The organism is Bacteroidota bacterium, assembly GCA_013696965.1.
Classification (GTDB): domain Bacteria; phylum Bacteroidota; class Bacteroidia; order JACCXN01; family JACCXN01; genus JACCXN01.
This window is the reverse complement of sequence record JACCXN010000106.1, coordinates 26987-33025: the sequence shown is the minus strand read 5'-3', so window position 1 is coordinate 33025 and position 6039 is coordinate 26987. Positions and strand designations below refer to the sequence as shown.

Genomic DNA, 6039 nt, shown 5'->3' with positions numbered 1-6039 from the left:
AAATTCCAAGATCCCTTCTGGCAAAATCAAGTTTGCCAAGCTGTGGTTTTCATCTCTTTGCACGTAGAATATTTTTTGCAAAGAAATGATTTTTGTTCATTCCCCCCAACTTTTCCGCTTGATCCCTGAAGATTCCTGAATTATTCTGAATTATCCTGAAACAAGAAAGCCTGTAAATCTTCTGATTTACAGGCTTTTGAATCATATTGAAGTTAGTTGAAACTCCTTCTGTGATCCCGCTGGGATTCGAACCCAGGGCCACTACATTAAAAGTGTAATGCTCTACCAGCTGAGCTACGGAATCATTCCCTTTGTTTTTTTTGGGAGTGCAAATATATAATCAATATTTAATAATACAAAATCCTTTGTTAAAAAATGTTTAATTAGTACTTAGCTTGCTGAAAATCAAACATAATTAATTTTATTTTATTATTGGAGCTCTTTCAAAATGAGCAGATTCGTCAAATAATTTCCTTAATGTAGCCATTGTTCTTATCTTTTTTGCCCCAAGTCCTTCTATTATCTGAATCATCTTAGGATTAAAATCACCTATCCATGTAATAATTATATCCTGGTACTTCATGGTTGGCTGTATGCGTTTACCCAATTCATTGAAAATAGCTCCTTCAAGTCCTTTTCCCTGAAAATCAGGATCAATTCCAAAGGCTACTCCAAAAGATGTGGTGCAAGCTCCACGCCACCTGCGGTAAAGAAATTTTAATTTTCCCAGCCAGTTGAAATTGCCATTTACGTATTTAAACAATTGATTAATTTCAGGAAGCGAAATATAAAAAGCAACTGGTTTGTCTTCAAAATAGACAAAGTACACAAGGTCTTCATCAATTACCGGCTTTATTTTTTTCATTAATGCCATAGCTTGCGGATAAGGCATACCCTTGTGGTTGTCGTGTTTTACCCATGCCCGGTTGTAAATGGTCCGGAAATCTTCAGCATATTTGGGAAGGTTGTTTTTTTTAATTGTTTGTATACTGTACCTCGAATCTCTTGCAATGCGCTCTGCACGCTGAATGAATTTTTCCTGCAAAGCATCTTTAACACTACGGTGGTAAATAAATTGCTTGAAAAACACCTGGAAACCATAGGATTCAAAAAAAGAAATATAGTATTCCGGATTGTAATTCTGTGCATAATAGGGTGAAAGGGTAAAGTTTTCTGTTATCAATCCCCAATATTTATCTCGTTCTCCAAAATTTATTGGTCCATCCATAGCCTGAATGTCTTTAGATGAGAGCCATTCGCGGCATTGATCAAAAAGTGTAAAGGCAGCCTGCTTGTTGTTGATACATTCAAAAAAACCCATTCCACCAACTGCAATTTTATTGGGTTTGATGTCCTTTTTATTTAGGAATGCGGCCACCCTTCCCAGTAATTCACCCTTTTCATTTTTTAAAATCCACCTAGTTGCTTCCCCATGTCTGAAAAACTTGTTTTTATTCTTGTCGAACACACCCTCAATATCATTTTTTAAATGTTGTACATAATTAAGGTCGTCTTTATAAATTATAAAAGGCACTTTATGAAAATCTCTTATGGTGTCTGGAGAATTTACTGCTATAATTTTCATTGATTTTATTTTAAAACCGAAACTTCTTAATTGTTAATTAACTCTATAGTCAAATGAAATAGTTTGATAAAGAATGATATTTGCAAGAATATTTTATTTGTCTTTCATTTTTGCGAAAATAACTTTATTATTGTGTAATACAAAAACAAGGGCAATATGAATGTAAATTTAGAAATAAATCCAATGAAAGGTCTTGGAGAACTTAATTTTGGTATTTCTACGGAAGAGGTTGTTCAAATAATGGGTGAACCTGAGGAAGTTGAGGAAATGGAACCTGAAAGCGAAATTAGAACCCTTATCTGGCATTATTGGTCAAATGGTATTTCTCTATTTTTTGATGAGGAAAATGACCTTAAATTAACATCCATTGAAGTAGATAACAATATGGTTACTTTATGGGGACAGATGATTTTTAATTTGAAAGAAAAGGAAATAATTGAATTGTTTAAAAGCAAAGGTTTTAAGGAAATAGATATTGAAGAACAGGAGTGGGGCGAAAAGCGAATTAGTTTTGATGATGCTATGGTTGATCTTTATTATGAAGAAGGTGAACTCAATAGCATAAATTATGGAGTTTTTATCAATGATTTTGAAATCGCTGTTTGGCCAAATTAAACTGGATTTTTTACTTGTTATGGATTTTTCATAATTAAAGTAAATTAAAAAACAATGATAAATGAAATAAAGAGAATAATACTTAAACCAGTATTTTGTTACATGTAAATTTCAAATTTCATTTAAACTAAAACATACATTTATGCTGATATTCTTAACAGGATTCATGGGGTGCGGAAAAAGCACAACAGGTAAAAAACTTGCAGGTAAACTCAGTTTTGAGTTCATAGACCTTGATCAGTACATCGAACAAAGACATGAAAGCACAATTGCTGAAATATTAAATGTAAAGGGTGAGGAATATTTCAGAAATATTGAAACTGCATGCCTTGCAGAACTTGCATCTAAAAGTAATGTTGTGATTTCGACAGGTGGAGGCACACCTTGTTTTAACCATAACATGAATTTAATTAATGCCTCAGGAGTTTCAATTTATTTAAAGTTAAGTGTTGATGCTCTTTTTGTGCGATTAAAAAACGCAAAACACCAAAGGCCACTTCTCGATAATCTGGAGGGTGAAAAACTAAGAATGGCTATAAGAACTAAACTGGCAGAGAGAGAACCCTTTTACGCACTATCAACTTATAAAGTAAAAGCAAAGGATTTAAATCTGGAAGAACTTTCTGCTTTTCTCCTGGAAAAGGTGCTGCAACCTGAGGCGTAAATAATGCTGTTTGTTGCCATCCTTCAAAAACAATAATTGAACATTAAGAACGTTAAGAGAGATATTTTCTCCTATGTCAAAGTCACTGCTGTTGCTTTTTCTTTCATTAAATTTTGCAATCAGCACCTTTGCTCAGGTGGGTGGAAGCTCCTCTTATGAATTTCTAAACCTCCCTTCCTCTGCAAGAACTGCAGCACTTGGTGGGGACCTTATTTCAGTAAAAGACAATGATTTATCTCTTGGCATTGTAAACCCTGCATTGCTGAATAAGTTAATGGATAATTCCCTTGTAATGACTTATTTGAATTATTTTTCGGATATAAATTCCGGGTTTGTTGGTTTTTCGAAAAATTATGAGGACAAGGGAAGCTTTAGTCTGGGTATGCAATATATGAACTATGGTCGGTTTACCCGTGCAGATCCAAATGGTGAAATTACAGGTGAATTTTCTGCTGGTGATTATGCTTTAAATTTTGGATGGGGTAGAGGATTTGGAAAACATTTGTCATACGGAACCAATGTAAAGTTGCTTTATTCGGCCTTGGAAAGTTATCAATCCTTTGGAATGGCACTTGATTTGGCAGGTACATATTTTAATGAGGAAGATGGTTTTGGTGCTGCAATTCTTGCAAAAAACATTGGAACTCAAATAGTAGCCTATAGAAAAGGAAATACTGAGCCCTTGCCAACTGAAATGAAAATTGAGGTGTCAAAAAAGCTTTCTCATGCCCCTTTTCGCTTTTCCCTTGCCTTTGATAACATGCAAAGACTAAGAATGGTTCCAAAGGATACAACCTCAAACTTTAACACCGTAACTGGAGATGAACAAACAAAGAGTCCTGGTTTTTTTGGAAATACTTTAAGACATTTAGTTGCAGGAGTTGAGATTATGCCAACCAAGAGTTTTAGTGTCAGGTTTGGTTATAATGTACAAAGATCACAAGAATTGAAAGTTGCCAGCAAACCAGGAACCATAGGTCTTTCGTGGGGTTTTGGTTTTAGAATCTCAAAATTCCATTTGAGTTATGCTAGGGCCGCCTATCATTTAGCCGGAGCATCCAACCATTTTACAATAACAACCAATATTTCAAGTTTTTCAAGAAATTAATTTTTCTTTTAAAAGCTATTGATTAATATTGCAGACAAAGCAGCTCAAACCTTGAATAAGATAAACATAGCCATTGACGGGTATTCTTCCTGTGGAAAAAGTACCATAGCAAAAGCCTTGGCATCAGAACTGGGGTACAAATATGTTGATTCAGGAGCAATGTACAGGGCAATCACTCTTTTTGCAATGCGTGAGGGATTTATTAATGATGCCGGAGAACTGATCATCCAAAAGCTAATAGAAAACCTGGACAGGATTCATTTGAGTTTTCATTACAATTCAGTGACTAAAAAATCGGATATTTATTTAAATGATGAGGATGTTGAGGAACCCATACGTATGATGGATGTTTCCGAACAGGTTAGTAAGGTTAGCCAGATAAAACAAGTAAGAAAACGAATGGTGGCCTTGCAAAAAGAAATGGGAATGGGCAAAGGAATAGTAATGGATGGCAGAGATATTGGCACCGCTGTTTTCCCAAATGCAGAACTAAAGATTTTCATGACTGCTGATCCTGAAATTCGTGTTTACAGAAGGTATGATGAGCTCACTTCAAAAGGAGTGAAGGTTTCTAAGGATGAAATCAAGGAGAATTTACTCCAGAGAGATTTTGATGATACAAACCGAAAAGAAAATCCGCTAATTAAGGCTGATGATGCAATAGTTCTGGATAACACTGATTTGAACAAGCAACAACAGCTTGATTACGTTTTAAGGTTGGTTAAAGACATGCAGTTAATAAGAGAGTAGGAGTAATAAATACGCCTTAAATCTGCAAAGATGTTTTAAATACCAAGCGGTAATTTAACAACCACTTACTTAATTTTAAGAATGAAAACTTTCAATATTCCTGCTCATTACAAAAGTTCAATTATATCCCGGATAAAAGAACTTCGTAAAATTCAGGATCCAAAGAAAAAAGATTTAACCCCTGCATTGCTGGATTTTGGACCAGTTAGATTTTTAATTGCCAGGCATTTCGGTTTTTGTTTTGGGGTAGAAAACGCAATAGAAATTTCACAGAGTGCCGTTGAAGAAAACCCTGGAAAAAGGATTTTCTTGCTTTCTCAAATGATCCACAATCCAGATGTAAATGCTGATTTGCAAGAAAAAGGGATTAATTTTATTATGGATACTCAAGGCAAGCAGTTAATCGAATGGAAAGAAATTACCTCTGATGATATTGTTTTAATTCCAGCCTTTGGCACTACCCTTGAAACTGAAAAAATACTTAAGGAAAAGGGCATTGAAACCCAAAAATACAATACTACCTGTCCTTTTGTGGAACGTGTTTGGAAAAAATCTGAAAAATTAGGAAGCGATAAGCATACTATCATTATTCACGGAAAGCACAACCATGAGGAAACCAAAGCTACTTTTTCACATAGCCAGGTTCACGGACCTTCATTAGTGATAAAGGATTTGGAGGATGCCAAAAAAATAGAAAGTTATATTCTTGGCCAAGTTTCTGCAAATGACTTTTATGAAGCTTTTAGAGGTCGTTTTTCAAATGGTTTTGACTGTGAAAAAGACCTTCAAAAAATAGGTGTGGTAAATCAAACAACCATGCTTGCCACTGAAACACAACAAATTGCTGACTTTCTTAAAAACACAATGATAAAGAAATATGGCGCAGTAGACTATAAAGACCATTTTTCTGACACAAGGGATACTTTGTGTTATGCTACCAATGATAACCAGGATGCTACTTATGGCTTATTAAAAGAACATGCCGATTTAGCCATAGTAGTAGGAGGATATAACAGTTCAAATACCTCTCATTTAGTTGAATTATGCGAAAGAAAATTTGCCACCTATTTTATTTCATCCCATAAAGAAATTGAATCAAGGGAAACAATCAATCATTTTGATTATCACAATCAAAAGCAACTAAAAACAAATAATTTCCTCCCTTCAAAATCCCCGCTTACAATAATCGTTACCAGCGGAGCATCTTGTCCTGATAGTGTTGTTGAAAATGTAATTCAAAAACTTCTTTCATTTTTTGAAGCCGCAAGGAGCATTGATGAGGTTATTAGTGAAATTAAATGTTAATCGAATCACACT

6 protein-coding genes and 1 tRNA gene are annotated in these 6039 nt (G+C 34.7%); 5 read left to right on the top strand and 2 right to left on the bottom strand.

Annotated elements, in window-relative coordinates; genetic code table 11:
• Positions 1-231: 231 nt before the first annotated feature.
• Positions 232-304 (bottom strand) — tRNA-Lys (locus H0V01_15905).
• A gap of 117 nt (positions 305-421) precedes the next feature.
• Positions 422-1585 (bottom strand): hypothetical protein, encoded by a 1164-nt coding sequence (locus H0V01_15900; GenBank protein MBA2584853.1) that lies wholly within the window; start codon positions 1583-1585, stop codon positions 422-424.
• Positions 1586-1741: 156 nt separating this feature from the next.
• Here H0V01_15900 and H0V01_15895 point away from each other — a divergent pair, with 156 nt between their 5' ends.
• The 5 genes from H0V01_15895 (at position 1742) to H0V01_15875 (ending at position 6027) form a co-directional block, all read left to right on the top strand.
• On the top strand, positions 1742-2200 hold the full coding sequence (locus H0V01_15895; GenBank protein MBA2584852.1) for a hypothetical protein: 459 nt from the start codon (positions 1742-1744) through the stop codon (positions 2198-2200).
• 142 nt (positions 2201-2342) lie between these two features.
• Positions 2343-2864, top strand: a complete 522-nt coding sequence (locus H0V01_15890) for a shikimate kinase (GenBank protein ID MBA2584851.1) — start codon at positions 2343-2345, stop codon at positions 2862-2864.
• A 73-nt stretch (positions 2865-2937) separates the two neighbouring features.
• Positions 2938-3972, top strand: a complete 1035-nt coding sequence (gene porQ, locus H0V01_15885) for a type IX secretion system protein PorQ (GenBank protein MBA2584850.1) — start codon at positions 2938-2940, stop codon at positions 3970-3972.
• Between the two features lie 51 nt (positions 3973-4023).
• Entirely contained in the window at positions 4024-4722 is a 699-nt protein-coding gene (locus H0V01_15880) for a (d)CMP kinase (GenBank protein MBA2584849.1), read from the top strand.
• Between the two features lie 81 nt (positions 4723-4803).
• Positions 4804-6027, top strand: coding sequence for a 4-hydroxy-3-methylbut-2-enyl diphosphate reductase (locus H0V01_15875; GenBank protein MBA2584848.1), 1224 nt, complete (start codon positions 4804-4806; stop codon positions 6025-6027).
• Positions 6028-6039: the final 12 nt, after the last annotated feature.